This window comes from Rhodococcus sp. NPDC019050 (genome assembly GCF_055664235.1).
Genome location: NZ_JBVOON010000011.1, coordinates 98,660 through 121,374, shown reverse-complemented (window position 1 = coordinate 121,374; position 22,715 = coordinate 98,660). Strand labels below are relative to the sequence as shown.

Annotated in this window: 20 protein-coding genes and 1 pseudogene; 11 read left to right on the top strand and 10 right to left on the bottom strand. The window is 67.4% G+C overall.

Annotated elements, in window-relative coordinates:
- Nucleotides 1–86 precede the first annotated feature (86 nt).
- The 3 genes from AC0B44_RS13430 to AC0B44_RS13420 form a co-directional block, all read right to left on the bottom strand.
- Nucleotides 87–2,273, bottom strand: a complete 2,187-nt coding sequence (locus AC0B44_RS13430) for an MMPL family transporter (protein WP_471903351.1) — start codon at nt 2,271–2,273, stop codon at nt 87–89.
- Nucleotides 2,274–2,788: 515 nt separating this feature from the next.
- Nucleotides 2,789–3,334, bottom strand: coding sequence for a GNAT family N-acetyltransferase (locus AC0B44_RS13425; protein ID WP_471903350.1), 546 nt, complete (start codon nt 3,332–3,334; stop codon nt 2,789–2,791).
- 93 nt (nt 3,335–3,427) lie between these two features.
- A complete protein-coding gene (locus AC0B44_RS13420; protein ID WP_471903349.1) occupies nt 3,428–4,120 on the bottom strand; it encodes an SDR family NAD(P)-dependent oxidoreductase in 693 nt (230 codons plus the stop codon).
- 213 nt (nt 4,121–4,333) lie between these two features.
- On the opposite strand from AC0B44_RS13420, the gene AC0B44_RS13415 reads away from it, so the two are divergent.
- The 3 genes from AC0B44_RS13415 to AC0B44_RS13405 all read left to right on the top strand — a co-directional run bounded on the left by AC0B44_RS13415 (nt 4,334) and on the right by AC0B44_RS13405 (nt 8,227).
- Complete coding sequence (locus tag AC0B44_RS13415) at nt 4,334–5,047, top strand: dienelactone hydrolase family protein (protein WP_471903348.1); 714 nt, start codon at nt 4,334–4,336, stop codon at nt 5,045–5,047.
- Between the two features lie 152 nt (nt 5,048–5,199).
- Nucleotides 5,200–7,107, top strand: a complete 1,908-nt coding sequence (locus tag AC0B44_RS13410) for a 2-oxoacid:acceptor oxidoreductase subunit alpha (RefSeq protein WP_471903347.1) — start codon at nt 5,200–5,202, stop codon at nt 7,105–7,107.
- A gap of 28 nt (nt 7,108–7,135) precedes the next feature.
- A complete protein-coding gene (locus AC0B44_RS13405) occupies nt 7,136–8,227 on the top strand; it encodes a 2-oxoacid:ferredoxin oxidoreductase subunit beta (RefSeq protein WP_471903346.1) in 1,092 nt (363 codons plus the stop codon).
- 22 nt (nt 8,228–8,249) lie between these two features.
- Here AC0B44_RS13405 and AC0B44_RS13400 read toward each other — a convergent pair whose 3' ends face one another.
- Both AC0B44_RS13400 and AC0B44_RS13395 read right to left on the bottom strand, forming a co-directional pair.
- Nucleotides 8,250–9,641 carry an amidohydrolase family protein gene (locus tag AC0B44_RS13400; RefSeq protein WP_471903345.1) on the bottom strand — a complete coding sequence of 464 codons (1,392 nt, stop codon included), beginning with the start codon at nt 9,639–9,641 and terminating at the stop codon, nt 8,250–8,252.
- Nucleotides 9,638–10,861 (bottom strand): CoA transferase, encoded by a 1,224-nt coding sequence (locus tag AC0B44_RS13395; protein WP_471903344.1) that lies wholly within the window; start codon nt 10,859–10,861, stop codon nt 9,638–9,640. Before AC0B44_RS13395 ends, AC0B44_RS13400 begins: the two co-directional genes overlap by 4 nt.
- A gap of 56 nt (nt 10,862–10,917) precedes the next feature.
- On the opposite strand from AC0B44_RS13395, the pseudogene AC0B44_RS13390 reads away from it, so the two are divergent.
- A pseudogene (locus tag AC0B44_RS13390) lies at nt 10,918–11,993 on the top strand (enoyl-CoA hydratase/isomerase family protein).
- A gap of 13 nt (nt 11,994–12,006) precedes the next feature.
- Here the strand turns inward: AC0B44_RS13390 and AC0B44_RS13385 are convergent.
- A complete protein-coding gene (locus tag AC0B44_RS13385; protein ID WP_471903343.1) occupies nt 12,007–13,008 on the bottom strand; it encodes a MaoC family dehydratase in 1,002 nt (333 codons plus the stop codon).
- A 227-nt stretch (nt 13,009–13,235) separates the two neighbouring features.
- On the opposite strand from AC0B44_RS13385, the gene AC0B44_RS13380 reads away from it, so the two are divergent.
- From AC0B44_RS13380 to AC0B44_RS13370, 3 genes are read left to right on the top strand one after another with little or no spacing between them, the layout of a single operon-like run.
- Nucleotides 13,236–14,387 (top strand): acyl-CoA dehydrogenase family protein, encoded by a 1,152-nt coding sequence (locus AC0B44_RS13380; RefSeq protein WP_471903342.1) that lies wholly within the window; start codon nt 13,236–13,238, stop codon nt 14,385–14,387.
- Nucleotides 14,388–14,409: 22 nt separating this feature from the next.
- Nucleotides 14,410–15,156: a GntR family transcriptional regulator gene (locus AC0B44_RS13375; RefSeq protein WP_471903341.1), complete on the top strand. Its 747-nt coding sequence runs from the start codon at nt 14,410–14,412 to the stop codon at nt 15,154–15,156.
- A gap of 31 nt (nt 15,157–15,187) precedes the next feature.
- Nucleotides 15,188–15,640, top strand: coding sequence for a MaoC family dehydratase (locus AC0B44_RS13370; RefSeq protein ID WP_471903340.1), 453 nt, complete (start codon nt 15,188–15,190; stop codon nt 15,638–15,640).
- A 5-nt stretch (nt 15,641–15,645) separates the two neighbouring features.
- Here AC0B44_RS13370 and AC0B44_RS13365 read toward each other — a convergent pair whose 3' ends face one another.
- The 4 genes from AC0B44_RS13365 to AC0B44_RS13350 are packed head-to-tail and all read right to left on the bottom strand — an operon-like array spanning nt 15,646 to nt 18,779.
- Nucleotides 15,646–16,749 carry a PQQ-dependent sugar dehydrogenase gene (locus tag AC0B44_RS13365; protein WP_471903380.1) on the bottom strand — a complete coding sequence of 368 codons (1,104 nt, stop codon included), beginning with the start codon at nt 16,747–16,749 and terminating at the stop codon, nt 15,646–15,648.
- A 47-nt stretch (nt 16,750–16,796) separates the two neighbouring features.
- Complete coding sequence (locus tag AC0B44_RS13360) at nt 16,797–17,234, bottom strand: MaoC/PaaZ C-terminal domain-containing protein (protein ID WP_471903339.1); 438 nt, start codon at nt 17,232–17,234, stop codon at nt 16,797–16,799.
- On the bottom strand, nt 17,231–17,671 hold the full coding sequence (locus AC0B44_RS13355; RefSeq protein WP_471903379.1) for an FAS1-like dehydratase domain-containing protein: 441 nt from the start codon (nt 17,669–17,671) through the stop codon (nt 17,231–17,233). The genes AC0B44_RS13360 and AC0B44_RS13355 overlap by 4 nt, the downstream gene beginning before the upstream one ends.
- Before the next feature lie 34 nt (nt 17,672–17,705).
- A complete protein-coding gene (locus AC0B44_RS13350) occupies nt 17,706–18,779 on the bottom strand; it encodes an alanine racemase (RefSeq protein ID WP_471903338.1) in 1,074 nt (357 codons plus the stop codon).
- 92 nt (nt 18,780–18,871) lie between these two features.
- Here AC0B44_RS13350 and AC0B44_RS13345 point away from each other — a divergent pair, with 92 nt between their 5' ends.
- The 4 genes from AC0B44_RS13345 to AC0B44_RS13330 are packed head-to-tail and all read left to right on the top strand — an operon-like array spanning nt 18,872 to nt 22,706.
- Nucleotides 18,872–20,695, top strand: a complete 1,824-nt coding sequence (locus AC0B44_RS13345) for an N-acyl-D-amino-acid deacylase family protein (RefSeq protein WP_471903337.1) — start codon at nt 18,872–18,874, stop codon at nt 20,693–20,695.
- Between the two features lie 2 nt (nt 20,696–20,697).
- A complete protein-coding gene (locus AC0B44_RS13340) occupies nt 20,698–21,366 on the top strand; it encodes a TetR/AcrR family transcriptional regulator (RefSeq protein WP_471903336.1) in 669 nt (222 codons plus the stop codon).
- Complete coding sequence (locus tag AC0B44_RS13335) at nt 21,356–22,228, top strand: alpha/beta fold hydrolase (RefSeq protein WP_471903335.1); 873 nt, start codon at nt 21,356–21,358, stop codon at nt 22,226–22,228. Before AC0B44_RS13340 ends, AC0B44_RS13335 begins: the two co-directional genes overlap by 11 nt.
- Before the next feature lie 4 nt (nt 22,229–22,232).
- Nucleotides 22,233–22,706, top strand: a complete 474-nt coding sequence (locus AC0B44_RS13330; RefSeq protein WP_471903334.1) for a nitroreductase family deazaflavin-dependent oxidoreductase — start codon at nt 22,233–22,235, stop codon at nt 22,704–22,706.
- The last annotated feature ends 9 nt before the right edge of the window (nt 22,707–22,715 follow it).

Genomic DNA, 22,715 nt, shown 5'->3' with positions numbered 1-22,715 from the left:
CGTCATGGTCGGGCCCTCTCGATTGTACTCCCGCTGTACCCCTGGGGGTATGGGTGGCGGGGGAGCCCCGCCACCCATACCGCAGGTCAGCCGTGCGAGAAACTGATGGAAGGCAGAATCTTGCGCAGCCAGGCCGGCGACCACCAGGCCGCGTGGCCGGTCAGGCGCAGCAGCACCGGGAGCAGCACGAGGCGGATGAGGACCGCGTCGAGCAGGACGGCGACGCCGAGGATGATGCCCATCTCCTTCGGCGGCAGCGGTTCGGCGAAGGCGAACGTGAAGAACACCGCCACCATGACCGCCGCCGCGGCAGCGATGACCCTGCCGGAGTGCGCCAGGCCCATGACCTGGGCGACCTTCGGGTCACCCGACTTTTCGTAGTGTTCCTTGGCGGTCGAGAGCAGGAACACCGTGTAGTCCATCGCGATGGCGAAGATCATCGCGAAGAAGAACACCGGTCCCCAGCCGTCGAGGAAGCCCTGCGGGGTGAAGCCGAGGAGTCCGGCACCGTGTCCGTCCTGGAAGATCAGCTTGGCAACACCGAACGCGGCTGCGGTGGAGAGCAGGCTGACCAGCGTGCCCAGGATGGCGATCAACGGCGCCTGCAACGCGACCAGCAGCAAGAGGAACCCGAGAACGAGGATCACCCCGATGATGATGGGGAGGTAGTCGTTGAGCGCCTGCTGCAGGTCGAGGTTCTCTGCGGGCGCGCCGCCGACCAGCGCCTGCGACGGCAGGTCGGAACGCAAGCTGTCCAAGATCGACCCCATCGCGTCGTCCGACGGGTCGACGTTCGGGACGGCCTGCAGCATCACGTAGTCGGAACCGTCCATCGCCGGCATCGGTGGGGTGACCATCGAGATGCCTTCGGTGTCCCGCGCCGTGGCCGCTGCCGATTCGGCATCTGCCGCGGGGCTGATGATCTGGAGCATTCCCGGTGCGCCTTCGCCCATCTGGGACTGAACGAGTTCGTAGCCCTGGCGGACGGGCGCGTCGGTGGGAACGACCTGGATCGAGGGCATCGCGACCTTGAGTCCCAGGACCGGAATAGAGAGTGCGATCAGCACCAGAAGCGACCCGATGGCGAACGGCCACGGATGCTTGCGCAGCAGGTTGCCCCATGCCTCGAACTTCGGCGACCGGTGTTCCTGCCGCTTGGCGTACGGGAGCGAACCGGCATTGACCTTCGTGCCGATCTTGCCCAGCACCGCAGGGAGCAACGTCAAGGTCGCGGCAAGGACGAACGTCACCGCGAGCATGATCCCGACGGCCATCGTCCGGACTGCGGGAGCGGGCACCAGGAGCACTGCGGACAGGCTCACCAGCACCGTGAGGCCCGACAGCACGACAGCCTTGCCGGCGGTGTCCATCGTCTCTGCCACTGCGGCGCGGGCGTCTCCGCTCTTTCTCAGTGCATCGCGGAAACGCGCGACGATGAACAGTGCGTAGTCGATGCCGAGAGCGAGCGCGAACATCATCGCAAAGTTCATGGCCCACACCGAAATCGGAGTGATCTCATTGAGGAGGACGAGTCCACCCGCCGAGGCGACCAGTCCGGCCAGGGTGAGCAGCAGGGGCAGTCCCGCAGCGACCAGGGAGCCGAAAGCGAGCACCATGATCGCGAGCGTGACGGGCCAGGAGACCATCTCCGCCTTGATCATCGCGTCGTGGTTGGCCTCGTTGAAGTCGCTCCAGAGCGCGGATGCACCGGTGGGGTAGACCTCGATGCCGTCTCCGGACAGGGCGGTCAGTTCGGCTTTCAATTCGTCGACGGCCTTGACCATCTCGTCGGTGCTCGCGTTCGCACCCGCGATCAGGATGCCCGTGTGCTCGTCGGGGCTGATCGACATCCCGGGCTGGGGGGCGATAATCTCGCCGAACCGGGGGTCGTCGGCGAACACCGCGGTGACCTCGCCGAGGACCTGCTGGACGGCGGGATCCGAGACCTGCTCGGCAACCGAGTGCACGACCACCTGGACCGCGGCGGAGGAATTGCCGCCGAAGTGCTCTTCGGCGAGCTCGCGGACCTGCACGGATTCCGAACCGTTAGCCTGCCAGCCGGCGCCGGCAAGTGAACTGAACACGGTAGGGGCTGCGGCCCCGAGTGCGATCAGGGCGACGAGCCACGCACCGAAGACCCACTTTGCGTGTGTGGCCATGAAGGCGCCCATGCGCGCCAGCACGCCGCCCGCCCCCTTCGGCGGGGCGGTCCCCGGCTTCTGTGTCGTTGTCCCCGGCGACCGATCGCCGTCGACAGCGTGCTTGCTGCTCATATCGGGTGGAGCTCCTTATACGGGTGGGGGTATTCATGCGAGCGCAGTACGCCCCGGGAAATTTGCAGGGATCGGCGCGAACGTCCTCGGGTGAGCGACTACGGGCGTCGTTCACAGAGTATACCCCCGGGGGTAATATTCATACCCAGGGGGGTACCTGTTTCGGACGTGGCCAACGGGTGGCGCGAGTCGGGCGGCCCCTGCCGTGAAGGCGAGGGCCGCCCGATCTATCTAGAAGGTGGTCAGCGACCGAAGAGCCGGCTGAAGAATCCGGGCTTGTCGCTCGCGGCATCCTTCGGGCACTGGCAGCGACGGGAAGCGGGAACGGACTTCATGACGCTGTCCACGTGTGCGCCACACCCGCCCCAGGTCGTCTTCTTACAGGTGGAACAGGTGACGGGGTAGCACACGAGGCTCTCCTTCGAGGTTGGGGATTCACCCACTATACCCCCAGGGGTATACATAAGGCGGTGCGGTTCGCCACAGCTCTTCGGTGCGATCCTTTGCGTATCGAGTCACGGCCTGGGGTCGGAGGCGAGCACGGCGTACACGAAGCTGTCCGTCCACTCGCCTTTGCACCAGAAGTCCTGGCGGAAATGAGCCTCCCGCCGCATCCCGACGGCATCTGCCAGTCGTGCCGAGCGGGTGTTGCGAGCGTCCATCTGAGCGACGACACGGTGTAGTCGGCCATGGTCGAACCCGAGGGCGAGGGCGGCGCGGACAGCCTCGCGACCGAATCCGTGACCGGTGTGGGCCGGATCGAGCACCCACCCGATCTCCGCGGTACGCCGCTCGCGATCGGTGAGCCACAGCGAGATGTCGCCGATCGGCGAGCCGTCGTGCTCCACGATCAGCGCAACCGCCCCCTCCTCGCCGTCGAGGTCGGTGCGCGCCAGGCGCTTGTCCAGAACCTCTGCCGCCCGAGTCTCCGACCACGGGCCCTCCAGCAGAAAGCGGGCGACCTCCGGACGGGAGCGGACCGACACCATCCAGTCGAGGTCGTCGGGTCGATGAAGACGCAGGCGCAACCGGTCGGTGCTCGACGGCAGAGGGAAGGGCACGCCGCGACCCTAACAATGGGATCGCCGACCTGCCGGTCGCTACTCGAAGTTGCTCAGCGACACCGATGCTGTGGGAGTCGACCGCGCGCGTCGTCAGCCGACGTTAGTGACGGGGATCAACGCACCCGTGACGGACGAGCCCGCATCGGAGATGAGGAACTCGATCACCTTGGCGACGTCGGCCGGCTGCGACCACTTGCTGGTGTCGGCATTGGGCATCGCCGCACGGTTGGCGGGCGTGTCGATCACGACGGGCAGCAAAGCATTCACCCGGATGTGGTCTTCGCGGTACTCGAGTGCCATCGTCTCGACGAGAGCGGAGACCGCGGCCTTCGACGCGATGTAGGACGCGCCGCCGGGGAACGGATTGCGAGTCGCGGCGGTGGAGATGCAGACGATCGATCCACCGCCGCGACGGATCAGGTGGGGCAGCGCAGCCTGGCTGACGGCGTACGCGGTCCGCAGATTGAGGTCGAGTTGGGAGTCGAGGACCTCGATGGGCGTTTCATGGACCTTCGGACCCGAGGCGAATCCACCGACGAGATTGACGACGCCGAACAGCGGCGCATCCGGATCCTCGCCGGCGACCGCGAGAGCGTCCTCGAGTTGCTGGTCGTCGGTGAGGTTCGCCTGCACGAGATGCAGGTTGGGGTGCGTGCCGACGCGGCTGAGCTCTTCGCGCACGAGCCAGGGCACCACGACTCGCCACCCGGTGTCGAGCAGGTGTTTCGTCACGGCTGCGCCGAGACCGCCGGTGCCGCCACTGACCAATACGGTGCGAGTCATGCCATCGCCCTTTCTCTGACAGGTCCTCGCGGGTGGCGCGAGGCTCCGAAGTACTCTCGGCATCGGCCACCGAGGTGATGAGAGCCACACTATCGCAAACGGAAATGTAATTCTCCAAATGTTTCCGGCAAGTGGGATGAACATCGGACCGGAACCCGTACGAAGATCGTCACGGACCGGAGTTCCGGTCCGATCACCGCGAAGGGACCATCCGTGACCGACATCGAAGCGAACTTCCTCCACGTCGGAGAACTGCGCGCCTACCTCGCTCGGCCCGCCGGAGGCAGCACCGGCGCGATGCTGCTCCTACCCATGATCACCGGTATCGGTGCCCAGGTCCGCGAATACGCCGAGGACATCGCTCGCGCCGGAGCCACGGCGCTCGTGTGGGACCCGTGGCACGGACCGAGCGCCGACGACACCCCGCAGGAACAACTCGCCGAGATGATGGGCCGACTCGACGACGAGACGTCCCTCGCCGAGATGGGAACGCTGCTGGACTACGCCTTCGACGAGTTGGGCGTGGCGAAGATCGGTGTGATCGGGTGGTGCCTCGGGGGCCGCCTCGCGCTGCTCCTCGCCGCACGCGACGAGCGAACCGTCTCCGTGGTCGCGTACCACCCGTCCATCTGGGATTCGGCACCGCCGAACCACACACTCGACGCCGTCGAACAGGCCGCCAGGATCACCGGACCGGTGATGGTGCTCCATGCCGGCGCCGACACCGTGATGTCCACCGAAACGTTCCGTGACCTGCAGCAAGTGCTCCAAGAGCGCCGCACCGGGGCGACCATCGTGCACGTCTATCCTGGTGCGGAGCACGGATTCAGTGCGCGGGCCCGACACGGCAATCAGGTCAACGCCGACGCCTACGCGCTCTCCTGGCCGCAGGTGCTGCGCTTCGTCGCCGAGACCACCCTCGGCTGAGCCGGAGCGTCGGCCGCGCGGTCGGCCGACGCGCAGTTCGCAGCGTCCCCGGACGAAAAAGTTCCGGGAACAGGTTGCGGATATCCGGATGAGGACGACCATGGAGCACACCCGACCCCCGGCGCCTGCCGGGGGAAGAAGGAGCCGACCGTATGACGTCGAGACCGACCGCGAGGAAGCTGGAGCAAGTCGTCATTCGCATTGCCGGTGACTCCGGCGACGGTATGCAACTCGCGGGCGACCGATTCACCGCTGAGGCCGCCGCGTTCGGAAACGACCTCGCCACCCAGCCCAATTTCCCCGCCGAGATCCGCGCGCCCCAGGGCACACTGCACGGCGTCTCGAGCTTTCAGATCCAGATCGCCGACTACGACGTCCTCACCGCCGGGGACCGGCCCGACGTGCTCGTCGCGATGAATCCGGCCGCGTTGAAGGCCAACCTCGGCGACCTGCCTGCCGGCGGGATCCTCATCGTCAACAGCGACGAGTTCACCAAGCGCAATCTGAGCAAGGTCGGCTACGACAGCAATCCGCTCGAGACCGACCTCGTCGAACCGTTCGTGGTCCACGCGATCCCCATGAGCACCCTCACCGCAGGCGCGGTCGAGCCGTCCGGGGTCGGCAAGAAGGACGCCCACCGCGCCAAGAACATGTTCGCGCTCGGAGTGCTCTCCTGGATGTACGGGCGGCCGCTGGCGCCCGTCGAGGAGTTCCTCGAACGCAAGTTCTCCGCGAAGGCGGACATCGCGCAGGCCAACATCCTGGCGCTGCGCGCGGGATGGAACTACGGGGAGACCACCGAAGCGTTTGCCACGACGTACGAGGTCGGCCGCGCGGATCTGCCGCCCGGGCGCTACCGGCAGGTCACCGGCAACACGGCGCTGGCGTACGGACTCGTCTCGGCCGGCCGGTCCGCGGGCATGGACGTGTTCCTGGGGACGTATCCCATCACCCCCGCCTCCGACATCCTGCACGAACTGAGCAGACTCAAGCGGTTCGGTGTCCTCACCTTCCAGGCCGAGGACGAGATCGCCGGTATCGGCGCGGCGATCGGCGCGTCGTACGGCGGGTCCCTCGGCGTGACCAGCACGTCGGGCCCCGGTCTCGCCCTCAAGTCCGAAGCAATCGGCCTCGCCGTGATGACCGAACTGCCGCTGATCGTCATCGACGTGCAGCGCGGCGGGCCGTCGACCGGCCTGCCGACCAAGACCGAACAAGCCGACCTGCTCCAGGCACTGTTCGGTCGCAACGGCGAATCCCCGGTGGCCGTGGTCGCACCGCAGTCTCCGTCCGACTGCTTCGACGTGGCGCGGGAAGCGGCACGCATCGCCGTGACCTACCGGACGCCGGTGATGATCCTGTCCGACGGTGCGATAGCGAACGGTTCGGAGCCGTGGCGCATTCCGGACGCCGACGCCCTGCCGGGTATCGAACCCGGATTCGCCACGCCGCCGGAGGACGGCGACGCAGGCCACCTGCCCTACGCGCGGGACCCCGAGACACTCGCACGGGACTGGGCGATCCCGGGTACCCCCGGCCGGGAGCACCGCATCGGTGGTCTCGAGAAGGCCAACGGCACCGGCGACATCTCGTACCACCACACCAATCACGAACTCATGACCCGGGTTCGGGGCGCCCGGATCGCCGGAATCGCCGTACCCGACCTGGTGGTCGACGATCCAGACGGCGACGCGCAGATCCTCGTCCTCGGCTGGGGATCGTCGTACGGGCCGATCGGGGAGGCCGTGCGCCGGGCACGTCGCGGGGGTCATTCGGTCGCCCGCGCGCACCTGCGCCATCTCAACCCGATGCCCGCGAATCTGGGTGACGTGCTCGGCCGCTATCGCAGGGTCCTGGTACCGGAGATGAACCTCGGGCAACTGTCCATGCTGCTTCGCGCCCGGTATGACGCCGACATCCAGCCCGTGACCAAAGTTGCGGGGATGGCGTTCCGCGCCGACGAACTCCACGACGCCCTGCTCGAGGAGTTCGGCGACGCAATGCGGAGCGCCGAATCCGCAAAGACCCCAGCCGCTGTCGCTGCGGCCGTCACCCGTTGACGCCACCGAAGATCGGAGACCCGAACCCATGACGGAAACGATTCACAACGGTGCGGCTCACGAGGGTGGCATTGCGGGAAGAGAACTGGCTCTGAGCGGCCTCGCTCACGTTCCGCGCACCGACGTGCCGCAGAAGCCGAAGGACTTCACCTCCGACCAGGAGGTTCGGTGGTGCCCCGGATGCGGCGACTACGTCATCCTCGCGACGGTCCGAAACCTGTTGCCCCAGTTGGGTCTCGCGAGAGAGAACATAGTGTTCATCTCCGGCATCGGGTGTGCGGCGCGTTTCCCGTACTACCTCGACACCTACGGGGTGCATTCCATCCACGGTCGCGCACCGACCCTGGCAACCGGATTGGCCGTCACCCGGCCCGACCTGTCGGTGTGGGTCGTCACGGGGGACGGCGACGCACTGTCGATCGGGGGCAACCACCTGATCCACGCCCTGCGACGTAACGTGAACATGCGGATCCTGTTGTTCAACAACAGGATCTACGGACTGACGAAGGGGCAGTACTCGCCCACGTCGGAGGTTGGCAAGGTCACCAAGTCGACGCCGATGGGTTCGGTCGACGCGCCCTTCAACACCATGTCGCTGGCGCTCGGCGCCGACGCGAGTTTCGTCGGCAGAGCCCTCGATTCGGATCGGGACGGGCTGACCGAAGTGTTGCGCGCCGCGGCGCACCACCGCGGTGCGGCGTTCGTCGAGATACTGCAGGACTGCCCGATCTTCAACGACGGATCGTTCGACGTGCTGCGTAAGGAAGGTGCCGGTGCGCGGATGATCCACGTTCGGCACGGTGAGCCGATCATCTTCGGAACCGACGACGAACTCTGCGTGGTCCGAAAAGGTTTCGGCCTGGGCGTCGCACAGCGTACCGAGGTGGACCCCGACGAGATCATCGTCCACGACGCGTACACCGACGACCTCGAGTACGCCTACGCCCTGTCGCGCCTGTCGGATCAGGACCTCCGGTACACCGTCACCGGTGTCGTGCGCGCGGTGCATCGGCCGGCGTACGACGACGGCGTGCGCGACCAGGTGGCGCAGGCGAAGACCGAGGCACCCGCCGACCTGCAACAACTCCTCGACGGGCCCAATACCTGGACCGTCGCCTGACGGTCCTCGGGGACAACCGGAATCATCCGTGGACGATCCGTCCACCGATGAGGGTGGTACGCACAGCGGACGACGAAGGCGACCGGAGTACCTCGGCGAGAGGTGCGTGGAGCAGGACCACGTCCGCAGGCCCGCCACGCCGGATCGTTCTCGGCCGACCACCCGGATCGTCCGCCGGCGACAGAAAACCGGTGAGCGACTGCATCGGGGTGAGCTTTTCGGCCGGCCCGACGACAGCACCCGAGGCGGCCCTCCGCGTCGTCGCAGCCCGAATGATCTGCCACGGGTCGAGCGGCCCGTACGGGGCGTCGCTCGACAATGCGAGGGAGATCCCCGCGTCGACGAGGCTGCGGCAGCGGTACAGGTCGCCGAGGTCCCTCGGCTCGACCTCGCTCAGATAACTGTCGCCGCGGTCGGCGATGAAACCGGGCTGGGACACGACGCGCAGACCGAGTCGACGCAGGTCGTCGATCGACTCGGCGGGGATGAGCGCACCGTGTTCGATGCGGTCGCCCGGATAGGTGCCCACCTCGGTGAAGACGGCCACGAGAAGCGCGAACGCCTCCCTGCTGACGCAGTGCACAGCAACCGCACGACCTCCCGCATGCACCCGGCGGATCGTCTCGGTGAGACCGTCGAGATCGGGTAGCCCGGAATCGGCGAGCACGATCTTGAAAGGCCCGCATGTGATCGTGTCTGCGGGAGAGACGAAATCGGCCGGTGCGCCCAGAAGGTGCAGACGCTGGGGAACAGCACCTCCGGTGTGCGCGTCCACGAGTGCGGTGAGTGAACTCGGTGACAGATCCGGTGTGGCGTCGGTGATCCCGGTGACCCCGTACCGCGCGAGTTCTCCGCCGATCACATCGAGTGGGGGCGGCGCGGTAGCGGGAAGGCGGTCCCGCAGCCAGGTGTCGGCCCGCCACACCTGCCCCGTCGGACGCCCGTCGTCGTACCGTTCGACACCCGGGTGGTCGGCGCTGTCGAGATGCGCTTGCGCCACGGCAGCGGAGTTGAGCACCCACAGCGCGCCGCTGCGATGCTGGATGCGCACCGGCCGTCCCGGGTGCAGCCGGTCGAGGATCTCCGAATCGAGCACCCCCGCCACCGATTCGAAGTATCCGACCCCGCGGACCGCGTCCCCCGGCGCGGACGCAAGCGCCGCTCCGAGTTCGTCGGCGGTCCGGACCTGCGGCGGACCGCACCGTACCGACATCCGCTCGGCGGCCGCCGCGTGCAGGTGGATGTGGTGGTCGTGCAGGCCCGGTACGAGTGCTCCTCCGCCGCCGTCGATCACGTAGGCGTCACCCGCCGGTTCGAGACCGGCCACGACCTGTGCGATCGCCGCGTTCCGGATCACCACCGTCGACCCGGGAACGCCGTCGACTTCGACATCGCGCAATACCAGCGATCTCACGGCCGGATTCCCAACTCGAACAGCACTTTCTCGGTGTCCCGCCCTGTCGGGGCGGCGTCACCCTGCGGCGCGCGCGGGCGTGGGGCGGCGATCTCCACAGCGCCGGACGTGGTCTCCGCCCACCAGGCACCGCCGCGCCGATGGACCTGTGGCACAGGGGGATACGGGGCATCGAGAGTCGCGGCCACCACCGCGGACATCGACACGTCCCACAGGACACCGGAACCGTCGGCGGGCGCCGACAGCGCAAGCGCGGCGGCGGTGAGTCCGGTGAGCGGATCGGCGAGCGCGTCGCCCACGAAGACCGGACCGTGCGCGTCGCGGGCGAGCAGGCCTGCGGTGGCGGCGACGTCGTCGCCGAACCCGATCCGCATCGACTCCCTGCCGTGGGCGGTGATGGACACCCACGTGCCGCCCCGCGCGACGACCTTGCGGGCATCGAGTCCGAAGCCCGTGAGGGCACGCGGACGTGACGCTTCGACGACGATGTCCGCGGCGTCGACGAGGGCAGCGAGTTCGCGGCGTTGCCCGTCGTCGGCGGGGTCGAGCACGACCGATTCGTGACCGCCGTGCAGAAGGCGATAGAACTCGGGGTTGCCGCGACGTGCTCCGTCCGGCCGGGTCGGAGTTTCCACCTTCACCACCCGGGCCCCGGCCAGTCCGAGCAGGTGCGCACACAGCGGTCCGGCCCACAGCGCACTGAAATCGACGACGAGCAAACCACGGACGGAGCGCGGTTCGAGCGGCCGGGGCGGGAGGCCTACCGGTGCTGCAACGGGGCCGGCCGCGATGCCGAGGAGTTCCGCGCGTTCCGCGAGTTCCGCACCGGTGTGCTCGGTGAGCCAGATCGTCACCGCCGGCCACGGATCGTCACCCACGTCGCAGCCGACGAGCGCACCGAGCAGAAGCGGGTCACCGGGACGCGCGCACGACACCGCTGCCCACCCGTCGGCGGTGGGCAGCAACCGGCACGCTCCACCCACGGACGTGGCACCCGCCCGGCGGGCTCCGGTGAAGGCGGCACGTTCGGACAGCAGGCGGGCGCCGTCGAGCAGCACGGCGTCGCCGGTCGCGGATGCGATCCATGCGCCCAGTTCCCGTGCCCTCGTCGCTGCGCGGCCCGGAGGAATGATCGGTGGTCCGTCGAGTCTGCCCGTCAGAGAAGCTATTCCGCTCTCCGCCCAGTCGCGGACCGGATCGTCGGTGCGACAGGTGGACATGGGCCTGATGCTACATTCCTGCGGACGGAGCCGAGTCGAGCGCGAAGGCGGGGCATATGGATACGGCACAGACCGTGACGATCTCCCTCGCGGACCTCGCCGACGGAGCAGCAGACGCACCGCTCGTCGGTGCGGACGGCGCGGTCGAGCGCCCGATGATGATCGTTTGCCTCGACGATGCGCCGGCGCCGGTCGTCGCGCGGGCGGTGCACCGGGCCACCCGGTCCGATCGGGTGCTGGTGGGCCGGGCCACGACGCCGTACGGAGACACCCCGGAGGGTTTCGGTCCGCTGCTCGACGCCCTCGACGTCACCTACGCGAGTTCCGGATCGAACTCTAAAACCACGGTCGGATCCGCCGATCCCGACGCGGATATCGCGACCTTCTTCGCCGCGGTGACCCGGAATCCACTCGCGTCCCTGGTGGCCCGGCAGGTGCTGCGAGCAACGGAGACACTTGCGGTGGGCGAGGCGATCGATGTGGAGTCGCTGGGTTACTCGACGCTGCAGGGCGGACCCGAATTCGCACGCTGGCTCGCAGAGCGTGGCCCCCGTCCTCTGCCCCTTCGAGTCCGCAGGACCCGGTGCTCCTGACGCGCGACGGGGACGTTCTGCACGTAACCCTGAACCGCCCGGAACGGCGCAATGCGTACGGCACGCAGTTGCGTGATGCACTGGTCGAGGCGCTGCACGTGGCCCTCGCCGACGAGAGCATCACGCGTGTCGTGCTGGACGGCGCGGGCCCGTCGTTCTGTGCGGGCGGCGATCTCGACGAATTCGGGCGTACCCCCGATACGGCGACGGCACATCTGATCCGCACGCGTGGGGGAGCCGGTCGTCTCGTCGGGCGTCTCGCCGACCGCGTCGAGGTACACCTGCACGGTCATTGCGTAGGTGCCGGCATCGAGATTCCCGCGTTCGCCGGCAGGGTCGTTGCCCACCCGGACACGATCTTCCGGCTTCCCGAGGTGTCGATGGGGTTGATTCCGGGCGCCGGTGGGACCGTGAGCATCCCGCGCCGGATCGGGAGATGGCGGGCGATGCATCTGTTCGTCACCGCCGCGCCGGTTGCCGCCGTGCGTGCCCTCGAATGGGGTCTGGTCGACGAGATCCGCGCCACCGGAACGGAGTAGACCGCTTCGGTGCTTAGGCCATCAGCGCGGTGAAACGCCAGTCCAACACCGGCGCCGATGCGTTGTCCCCGCGATGGGCGAACACCGAGGACCGCAGCGTGAGCACACCACCTCCCTGCGGGAGCGGTTCGGCGGACTCGACATGCAGGTCGCTGGTGAGGGTGTCGCCCTCGTGTACCGGACCGGTGTGATCGCAGGACTCCCAGCCGAGCACGGTCACCAGGTTCGGTAGCGCCCGCGCAGCCTGGGACAGCGCCAGTCCGATGGTGTGCCCGCCGTACACCAGACGTCCCGCCGCGCCGACGCGCTCGTCGTGGTGCGTCGCGGCGATGTTGAGAGTCAGCCGTGCCAGTTCGGGTGCATTCGACACGACATCCCCGCTGGATCGCAGCACGGTACCGGCAAGGGCCGGGTCGAAATGCGCGCCGGGCACGCGGGCGCGATACAGCGCGAGATCCCAGTCGCCCGGAACAGACCATGCGGGGCTGTCCTGTGGGCCGATGGCGGACAGATCGTCGGCAGGGACGGCCCTGTGGGGATCGGGGTTCGCACTCAGCGGCAGCATTGCGCAGCGGTAGAAGTCGAGCACCGTGGTGCCGTCCTGATCGACGGTGCTCATGCGAAGCGCCGCCAGGCCGGTGGGTCTACGCCCCGGCTTGGCCGAGTTCTCTTTCAGGCCTACCACTTCGGTGGTGGTGTAGAGCGTGTCGCCAATGAACGGGAAACGGTGGAATCGAAGACCGCGGTAGAAGAGATTGGCCTTGACGTGATGGGTCACCAGCGTGGACTGACCGATGGCGATGTCGGTGACCAACCCGGCATGGGCGAGGGCGCCGCCCGCGACGGCGGTCGACAGGTGCCGGTCCAGTGGGAGACGGAATCGATCACCGAGGATGGACTGGTGGGCGGCCGCGAGACCGTCGGTGAGGGTGACTGCGGGTGCTGCGTCGAAAACCTGCCCGACGGACAGTTCGTCGAAGTAGGGTCCGCCGACGTCGACGGGGGTCGTGGTCATGCCGGCGCTCCGATCTTCGGCAACGTGCGAGAACGCCGTGAATGTACGGCCAATGTGCAGTGCTGCGCCAGCCTTATAGGCAGATGTAGCGGGACCGATCACCGAAAACTCTGGATTCCTCGGCATCTTCGCGAGTCCGGCCATTGACAACGGTTGCGCAAGGTCCACAAAATGGCCGTACAAAGTCCGGTCGGGTGGTCGCACCCGAAACCGATCGAAGGATCCGCGTGAGCACTCTGAACGACGAAGAGACCTTCCTGATCAAGACGGTTCGCGACTTCGTCGACCGCGAGGTCAAGCCGACGGTGCAAGAAGTCGAGCATGCCGACGAATACCCGGAGCGCTGGATCGAGCAGATGAAGCAGATCGGCATCTACGGTCTCGCGGTGCCGGAGGCGTACGGCGGGTCGCCGGTGTCGATGCCCTGCTACGTGCAGGTCACCGAAGAACTTTCCCGAGGCTGGATGAGCCTTGCCGGAGCGATGGGCGGTCATACCGTCGTCGCCAAACTTCTCGCGCTGTACGGAACCGAGGACCAGAAGCAGAAATATCTGCCCAGGCTCGCCACCGGCGAGATCCGCGCGACGATGGCGCTCACCGAACCCGGGGGCGGTTCCGACCTGCAGGCCATGACCACCACCGCCAAGCGCGACGGCGACGACCTGGTGATCAACGGGGCGAAGACGTGGATCACCAATGCGCGCCGCGCGGGATTGATCGCGCTGCTGTGCAAGACCGACCCCAAGGCCACGCCGCGGCACAAGGGCATTTCGGTCGTTCTCGTCGAACACGGTCCGGGACTGACGGTTTCGCGGGATCTTCCCAAGCTCGGTTATAAGGGCGTCGAGTCGTGCGAACTGAGCTTCGACAACTACCGGATTCCGGCAGAGGCGATTCTCGGCGGTGAGCCGGGCAAGGGATTCGGGCACATGATGAAGGGCCTCGAAACCGGGCGTCTGCAGGTCGCTTCTCGCGCGCTCGGCGTGGCCGCGGCGGCGCTCGAGGACTCGCTGGCCTATGCCCAGCAGCGGGAGAGTTTCGGTAAGCCCATCTGGAAGCACCAGTCGATCGGCAACTACCTCGCGGACATGGCCACCAAACTCACGGCGGCCCGTCAGCTCACCCGATATGCCGCGGAGAAGTTCGACAGCGGGGAGCGGTGCGACATGGAAGCCGGTATGGCGAAGTTGTACTGCTCCGAGATCGCGATGGAGATCGCTCTGAACGCGGTGCGGATCCACGGTGGATACGGATATTCGACCGAGTACGACGTGGAGCGGTACTTCCGCGACGCGCCGCTGATGATTGTCGGCGAGGGCACCAACGAGATCCAGCGCAACGTGATCGCGAGCCAACTCGTCAGCCGCGGCGGAATCTGACCGGCAGCACGGGAGCACGGTCGTGGACAGCAGGGCACGGGAGACGGAACCGGCCTACGCGCAGGTCGCGCGCCGGTTACGCACGGAGGTCGAAGCAGGCCGGTACAGCAACGGAACCCGCCTGCCCACCGAAGCGGAACTCGCCCGGCAGCACGGGGTGAGCAGGCAGACGGTACGTCGTGCGTTCCAGGACCTCGTGGCGGACGACCTCGTCTACCGCGTCCCGGGGCGGGGAACGTTCGCCAACGAGTCGAGCCGGCGGTATCGGCGCAGGCTGGGGTCGATCGAGGATCTGCTCGCGCTGTCGGCCGACACTCTCATGCAGATCGCGGTCCCGCTGCGCAGGGGCGCTCACATCGATGCCGCGAGCCGGTTGCGGCTCGACACCGACCTCTTGTACTCGGTCGTACTGAGACGCGTTCACGGGTCCACCCCGTTCGTGCTCACTACCATCTATCTCCCCGACGAGATCGCCGCCCACGTGCTCGGCGCCCCCGAATTGCAGGCCGGTGCGTCGAGCGGCAACACGGTGATCGGGCTACTCGAACCGCATCTGGACAGCCCCATCACCGAGGCCGCACAGTCGATCACGGTCGCGCCCGCATCCGATCAGGTCGCGTCCGAGTTGGACTGTGCGGTAGGACATCCGCTGCTACGAGTGGACCGTCTTTATTCGAACGCCGAAGGCCTACCGGTGGAGCTGTCGGTGAGTTACTTTCTGCCGGAGCACTACACCTACCGCGTCACCCTCAGGCGGACAGCGAACTGAACTCCCGCCACAACCCGAAACAGGAGCGGCAATGCGAGTTTTCAACGGAATCGACGAAGTCGAGAAGGCAGTCGGGGAGGATCTCGGCCGCAGTGAGTGGATGGAGATCACCCAGGAGCGCGTGAACCTGTTCGCCGACGCCACCGGCGACCACCAGTGGATCCACGTCGACCAGGAGAAAGCGAAGGACGGCCCGTACGGCACGACGATCGCCCACGGCTACCTCACCCTCTCGCTGTTGCCGGTACTCGGCGCGCAGATCTTCTCGCTCGAGGGAGTGACCATGAAGGTCAACTACGGCGCGAACAAGGTGCGTTTCCCGGCGCCGGTGCCCGTCGGTTCCAGGATCCGTGCGGGAGCCGAATTCAAGTCGCTCGAACGCACTGCGAAGGGTGCAAACGTGGTGGTGAACTACGTCGTCGAGGTGGAGGACGGAACCAAGCCGGCGCTGGTCGCCGAAACGGTCGTCGTACTCGTTCCCTGATCCGCTCAGGATATTTCGACGCGCAGGATGCGATCGTCGTCGTCGCCCGGTTGCCCGCGACCGTCCCGGTTCGAGGTGGTGAGCCACAGTGAACCGTCCGGCGCGGCGGCGACGGTTCGGAGCCGCCCGTACTCGCCGACGAAGAACTCTCGTGCGGAGGCGGTGCCGTCGGCCCCGACCTCGATGCTCCACAAGCGTTCTCCCCGCAGAGCGGCCATCCACAGTCGTCCATCGGCGTACGCGAGGCCGGACGGTGACGCGTCGGCCACCGGCCAGGTCGTGACCGGGTCGGTGAACTCCGGTGCGCCTCCGCTGCCCTCCACCTCGGGCCAGCCGTAATTCGCCCCCGGCGTTACGAGATTCAGTTCGTCGACGTCGTTCTGGCCGAACTCCGACGCCCACAGGCGACCTTCGTCGTCGAACGCGAGGCCCTGCACATTGCGGTGTCCGAGCGAATAGACCGGCGACGCGGGGTCCGGGTTACCCGGGGCGGGTGCACCGTCGGGGGTGATCCTGAGGATCTTGCCGCCGAGCGACGCCGGGTCCTGGGCGAGTTCACCGTCGCCCGCCTCTCCCGTCGCTGCGTACAGCAGTCCGTCCGGGCCGAACGCCATGCGGCCACCGTCGTGGATCCGCGCGGCGGGGATGCCGTCGAGGATCACCGACGGCTCCGACAGCGCCGTGCCGTCGTAGACCGCGCGCACGATGCGGTTGTCGTCAGCGGTCGTGACGTACAGGAAGACCAGACCGTCGGTCTCGAACGCAGGGGAGACGGCGATGCCGAGAAGCCCGGATTCGCCCTGCGCGACGACATCGTCGATGCGGCCGACTTCGCGGATCGAGCCGTCCGCGCCGACATCGAGGACCCGGCCCGAATCACGCTCGGTGACGAGCGCGGAACCGCCGGGCAGGAACGCGATGCCCCACGGGGTTCCGAGCCCGGATGCGACCGTCCCGGTGACACGCGGAACGCCTGCCTCGGACGCCGCAGACCCGGTCGTCACGGAGGTGGCCCGGGTGGGCTCCTCGTCGACAGCGGGGGTGGACGGTGACGCGCACGCCACGAGAGTTGCCGCCAGCAAGGCGACGGCGAGACGAGCCTGGTGCATTCCGGTCACGTGATGCATCCTCTCGCGGCGTGTGCGATCCCGCCGGGTCAGGACGAGAATCGAATACGGGCCTGCGTCTTCCCGAGGACGGTCCGGCCTCCGGCGGAGACGGTGATGTCCACTCGTGCCACCCGCTCCTCCTCGTCGAGCCGGGCGACCTTCGCCGAGATCGACAGGTCGGCCCCGTCCACGGGATCTACGACGACCGGCCGCGTGAAGCGGGCTTCGTACGACACCACCGAGGTCGGGTCGCCGACCCAATCGACGACCACCTGCAATCCGAGCGCTGCGGTGAGCATTCCGTGGCAGAGCACCCCGGGCAACCCCTCCTCGGCCGCGACCTCGTCGTCGAAGTGGATGGGATTGAAGTCGCCCGACGCACCGGCGTAACGCACCAGGTCCGTGCGGGTGACCTTCACGTCGGACTTGGCGACGATCACTCCGAGTTCGAGATCGTCGAATCGCGGTGCCGTGCTCCGAGTCATTCGTCGTCCCCCCGGTGCAGCAGTGTCGATGTGATGGTGGCGACCGGATCGCCGGTGGTATCCCGGATCTCGCAGACGGTGGAGAGGATCGCGCTCCCGGCGCGTTCGGTGACATCGGTGATGATCATCGTGGCGGCCAGGTCGTCGCCGGCGACGATCGGGCGGTGATACTCGATTTTCTCCGAGCCGTGGACGGTCCGCCGCAATTCGAGGCCGGTGCCCGGCGTCTCCAGCAGTTGTACGACCGCCGGGCTCTGGACCACGGTGGTGAAGGTGGTCGGGGCGACGACATCGGCGAACCCTGCGGCGCGCGCGGCATCCACATCGTGGTGGATCGGATTCTTCGATCGCACGGCACGAGCGAACTCGCGAATCTTCTCGCGTCCGACGAGATACGACGTCGGTGGGAAGACCCGTCCGGCGAGGTCGGGGTTCAGTGGTGCAACGGAGCCTATTGGGACCGGGCGCGGATCAGGTATTGCATCCGCGTGCCGCGACCGCCCACGTCCCGACGACCGCATCGCCGGAGACCGCCACCAACTCGTCGACGAGGTTCACCGCGTTGCACGCGTGGTTCGGCGCCACGCGCACCCGCTCACCGAGCGCGGGCCGGGGACTGCCATCGGGCCACTGCACGGTGGCGTGATGTTCGGACAACGCGACGATCCGGGCGTCGGGTGTCCCGAGAATGCGACCGTATCCACTCGCCCACGGCGCGCGGTCGGCACCGAGAATCTTGCTCCCGGCATCGAGGACGAGAACGTCGTCGCGTGCCGACACCACGGTGGCCAATGCGGACAGTGCGATGTCCTGCTCGGTGATCGCTTCGAGTTCGAGTTGCTGGGCGTCGCCGAACACGTATACGCCGGGACGCAATTCCGTTGCTTCCGTCGGAGTTTCGATCATCGCGGTGGGTGAGGAACCGCCGCTGATCACCACGGGTTCGATGCCGGCCGCGCGCAGGGACGCGGCTGCCGCGGTGAGTGCGGCCGACTCTTCGGCGGCGACTCGCGGGCGAACACCCGGACCGTACGAGTGTCCGGGGAAGGTGAAGATACCGGCCACGTCGAGGCCTTCGTCATGGGCGGCCACCGCGACGTCGCCGGCGCGTTCGGGAGGAACCCCGGTGCGATGGTGTCCGCTGTCGATCTCGACGAGCGCGCGGGTACCCGTCCCGGCGTGGGCGGCGAGCGCTCGCGCACCGGTGGCGGACTCGACGCCGACCGTGAGCCGGACCCGGCCGGCGAGTGCTCGGATCCGTGCACCTCGCGCCGCGTCCACCCACAACGGATACGCCACGAAGAGGTCGTCGACACCGGCGTCGGCGAACACCTCGGCCTCGGAGACCGTCGCGACCGTCAGTCCCCGGGCACCCGCCTCGAGTTGACGGCGCGCGATCTCGACGCACTTGTGTGTCTTCGCGTGCGGGCGCAGCGCAAGTCCACGTGCCTCGGCCGATTCGGCCATGCGCGTGAGGTTGCGTTGCAGGACGTCGGGGTCGACGACGAGTACGGGGGTTTCGTCGAGTTCCGGAAACGAGGTCATTTCCGCAGCATATCGGGGGTGGACGGGGTTGCCCGGAAACGGAACGGGATTTGGAGAGTGCGCGACCTCTAATTGGGGTTACACTCGCCCCCATGAGTGGTGTGGATCACAAGAACGAAGATTTCGATGTCGTCGTGCGCGGCGGCCTGTGGTTCGACGGAACGGGGTCCCCGGGGGTTGTCCGCAACCTGGGAATCCGCAACGGTGTCGTCGCGGCCGCGACCTCCGGCGAACTGCCGGTCGGCCCGGATACCGAGGTCGTCGAAGCCGGAGGCCGGTGGGTGATGCCCGGCTTCGTCGACACGCATACGCACTACGACGCCGAGGTGCTCGTCGGGCCGGGCCTGCCCGAGTCGGTGCGGCACGGCGTCACCACCGTGCTGATGGGCAACTGCTCGATCTCGACGGTGTACGTCCCGCCCATCGACGCCGCCGACCTGTTCAGCCGGGTCGAAGCGCTGCCGCGCGAGCACGTGCTCACCGCCCTCGAACGTTCCAAGACCTGGAATTCGCCGCGCGAATACATCGACACGCTCAATGCTCTGCCGCTCGGCCCCAACGTCACCGCATTCGTGGGGCATTCGGATGTGCGGGCCTCGGTGATGGGCCTCGGTCGCTCGACGGACGGTGCCAACCGGCCGACCCGCGACGAACTCGCCGCGATCGACGCGCGGGTGTCCGAAGCCCTCGACGCAGGTTTCCTCGGCGTCTCCACGATGACGAATCCGTGGGACAAGATGGACGGTGACCGCTACCGCTCGCGCACGCTGCCGTCGACGCATGCCACCTGGTCGGAATTCCGAAGACTGCACAGGATTCTGCGCCGTCGCGGACGGGTCCTCCAGGCGGTCCCCAATCTCAACACCAAGTACGACGTCGCGTTCTTCGCCGCCGCGAGTACCGGGTTCGGCAGGAAGCCGATGAAGACGTCCGTCCTCGCCGCCGCCGACACCAAGGCGGAGCGGTGGGTCAACCGGATCTTCGGGCCGATCGCGTTCGCCGCCAACAAGATCGGTAAGGGTGCGTTCCGCTGGCAGCATCTGCCGACGACCTTCGAAGTCTATTCCGACGGAATCGATCTCGTGGTGTTCGAGGAGTTCGGTTCGGGCCGCGCGGCGCTGCATCTCCAGGAGGAGATGGGCCGCAACGACCTGTTGCGCGACGAGGCGTACCGCCGGTGGTTCCGCCGGGACTTCGAGAAGAAGTTCTCGCCGCGCGTCTGGCACCGCGACTTCAATGACACCCGCATCGTGGAATGCCCGGACGACTCGCTCGTCGGCCGGTCGATCGGTGACGTCGCCCGGGAGCGCAAGCTTCACCCCGTGGACACCTTCCTCGACCTCGTCGTGGAGCACGGCCGGGAATTCCGGTGGCACACCGTGATCGCGAACGATCGTCCCAAGGTCGCCGATCGGCTGATTCGCACGGAAGGCATCACGCTCGGCTTCTCCGATGCCGGAGCACACCTGCGCAACATGGCGTTCTACAACTTCGGCATCTGCCTGCTTCGCCGGATCCACGAAGGCGAGCAACGCGGAAAGCCGGTGCTGCCCTTGCACACCGCCGTCCACAAACTCACCGGCGAACTCGCGGACTTCTACGGAGTCGACGCCGGTCACCTGCGCATCGGCGACCGTGCCGACTTCGTCGTCATCGATCCGGCCGGCCTCGACGAGGACACGGATCGGTACCACGAAGCGCCGCTCGAGGAATTCGGCGGACTGCGGAGAATGGTGAACCGCAACGACAGGGCGGTCACCGCGACCGCTGTGGCCGGCAAGGTCGTCTTCCGTGACGGGGAGTTCGTACCGGGATACGGGCGCACCGTCGGCACCGGTCGCTTCCTGCGAGCGGGTGTGGAGGAACGCGGACCCGCGCCGGTGCGGACGATGGAGTCGTCGGCCTCGGTGGGGTAGCGGTGCCCGTCCTGCAGGGTGAGCATCTGCCCCGGCGCACCCAGAAGGAACGGCGCGAGGAAACGATCGGCCGCATCCTCGACGCGACGATCGCTTCGCTCGCCGAACGCGGCTACACCTCCACGACCATCGGGGAGGTGTGCCGACGTTCGGGAGTGTCGTCGGGGGGCGTGTTCCGGCATTTCCCCACGCGACTCGACCTGATGGTCGCGGCGGCCGAAGAGGTGAGCGACCGCCAGTTCGCGAACTTCCGGGCAGGACTCGAGGTGCTCGGACGTCTGGAGGAGCGCAGCGGTGCCGATACCACCATCGACGTGGTGCGTACCTGCCTGCTGTTGTTGCGAAAGGCGTGCCGGGCCCCGATGAATGCGGCCTGGTACGAACTTCTCGGCGCGGCCCGCACCGATCCGGCGCTGCGCGGTCACCTCGCGCCGATGGCCGCTCGGTACCACGCGCAGATCGCCGAGTTCGGCAGGTCGTTGCCGGTCGCAGACCGATTGCCGCCCACACAGTTCGACATGGTGCTGTTCTCGCTCGTGCACATGTTCGACGGTGAGGCGGTGTCGTCGACCGTGCACCCCCAGCCCGAATTGGATGATCCGAGAATCGAAATGCTGGCCCGAATGCTCACCGGCGTCACATCTCGCATAAGTTCGGAGAATGATCGATAACGAAGCTGCTCCCGGTTGGTTTGTCGACGCCCTCGAAACGCCTGTCGACAAGGGCACCGTCGACGTCGACGGTGTGTCCACCGCCTACCGCGCGTGGGGTGATGCCGGAAGCCCCGGTGTGGTTCTCGTGCACGGCGGAATGGCGCACTCGGGCTGGTGGGATCACATCGGACCGCAACTGGCCCTGGGCCGCCGAGTCGTCGCGCTCGATCTCAGCGGTCACGGGGACAGCATGCACCGTGAGCACTACTCTCTGGAGGCGTGGTCTGCAGAGGTGCTTGCCGCAGCAGCAGCAGGGGGGATAACCGGGCGTCCGGTGCTGATCGGGCACAGCATGGGCGGGATCGTGTCGTTCGCAACGGCACACCTGCACGGCGACCGGCTCGGCGGCGTGATGATTCTCGATTCCCCGATTCGTGACATGACTCCCGAGGAACTCGAGATGCGGGCGAAGATCGTCGCGAATGCGGTTCCGCCGAAGGTGTATCCGTCGGTAGACGCGGCAGTGGCCCGCTTCCGTCTCGTCCCGCCGCAGGACACAGCCGAGCCCTACGTCCTCGACCACATCGCGCGGGAATCCTTGAAGCAGGTCGAGGGCGGGTGGTCGTGGAAATTCGACAATCTCCGCATGGGGCGCGAAGGACGCGGCAGCCTCGAAAGTATGACAGCGCGATGCCGGTTGGCGTACTTCCGGAGCGAGCACGGAATCGTGGACGACACGCTCGCCGCGCGGATCCGCCGGCACCTCGGCCCGGACGCTCTGATGGTGGAACTGCCTGCGGCGGGACATCATCCCATGATCGATCAGCCGCTGGCCGTCGTCACCGCAGCCCGCACCGTGCTCGCAACCTGGGAAGGGTAACGCCGTGAATCCCTTCCGTCCGCTCGCGATCCGCATCGGGCGGTTGTCGTGGCTCCCGAACTACTCGCGTCCGATCATCAAAGTGGACAAGACCATTCAACGCCTCACGCGTGGGAAGTTCACACTTCTCAAGATCGGGGGGTTGCCGTCGCTCGCGCTCACGGTCCGTGGACGGAAGACCGGCGTGCCGCACACGACCCCGCTGCTGTGCGTGCCGCACGACGGCGACTGGCTCGTCGTCGGTTCGAACTGGGGTCACCCCAAGCCACCGGTCTGGGCACTGAATCTGAGCGAGGCAGACGAGGCGGAGGTGCTCCACGAGGGACACCGGACTCCGGTGTCGGTGCGGATCGCCGAAGGTGAAGAGCGCGAACGGTTGTGGCCGGTGCTGCTGAAGACGTGGCCGAACTACAAGCTGTACGCCCACCGCACCGACCGCACGCTGCCGGTGTTCGTGCTGACCCCGAAACCCCAATAGGGGACGGTC

What these genes read in the sequence shown, in the direction of transcription:
- AC0B44_RS13430 (WP_471903351.1), bottom strand. Translation starts at nt 2,273, where the DNA reads ATGAGCAGCAAGCACGCTGTCGACGGCGATCGGTCGCCGGGGACAACG.
- AC0B44_RS13420 (WP_471903349.1), bottom strand. Translation starts at nt 4,120, where the DNA reads ATGACTCGCACCGTATTGGTCAGTGGCGGCACCGGCGGTCTCGGCGCA.
- AC0B44_RS13410 (WP_471903347.1), top strand. Translation starts at nt 5,200, where the DNA reads ATGACGTCGAGACCGACCGCGAGGAAGCTGGAGCAAGTCGTCATTCGC.
- AC0B44_RS13405 (WP_471903346.1), top strand. Translation starts at nt 7,136, where the DNA reads ATGACGGAAACGATTCACAACGGTGCGGCTCACGAGGGTGGCATTGCG.
- AC0B44_RS13395 (WP_471903344.1), bottom strand. Translation starts at nt 10,861, where the DNA reads ATGTCCACCTGTCGCACCGACGATCCGGTCCGCGACTGGGCGGAGAGC.
- AC0B44_RS13385 (WP_471903343.1), bottom strand. Translation starts at nt 13,008, where the DNA reads ATGACCACGACCCCCGTCGACGTCGGCGGACCCTACTTCGACGAACTG.
- AC0B44_RS13370 (WP_471903340.1), top strand. Translation starts at nt 15,188, where the DNA reads ATGCGAGTTTTCAACGGAATCGACGAAGTCGAGAAGGCAGTCGGGGAG.
- AC0B44_RS13365 (WP_471903380.1), bottom strand. Translation starts at nt 16,749, where the DNA reads ATGCACCAGGCTCGTCTCGCCGTCGCCTTGCTGGCGGCAACTCTCGTG.
- AC0B44_RS13360 (WP_471903339.1), bottom strand. Translation starts at nt 17,234, where the DNA reads ATGACTCGGAGCACGGCACCGCGATTCGACGATCTCGAACTCGGAGTG.
- AC0B44_RS13350 (WP_471903338.1), bottom strand. Translation starts at nt 18,779, where the DNA reads ATGACCTCGTTTCCGGAACTCGACGAAACCCCCGTACTCGTCGTCGAC.
- AC0B44_RS13345 (WP_471903337.1), top strand. Translation starts at nt 18,872, where the DNA reads ATGAGTGGTGTGGATCACAAGAACGAAGATTTCGATGTCGTCGTGCGC.
- AC0B44_RS13335 (WP_471903335.1), top strand. Translation starts at nt 21,356, where the DNA reads ATGATCGATAACGAAGCTGCTCCCGGTTGGTTTGTCGACGCCCTCGAA.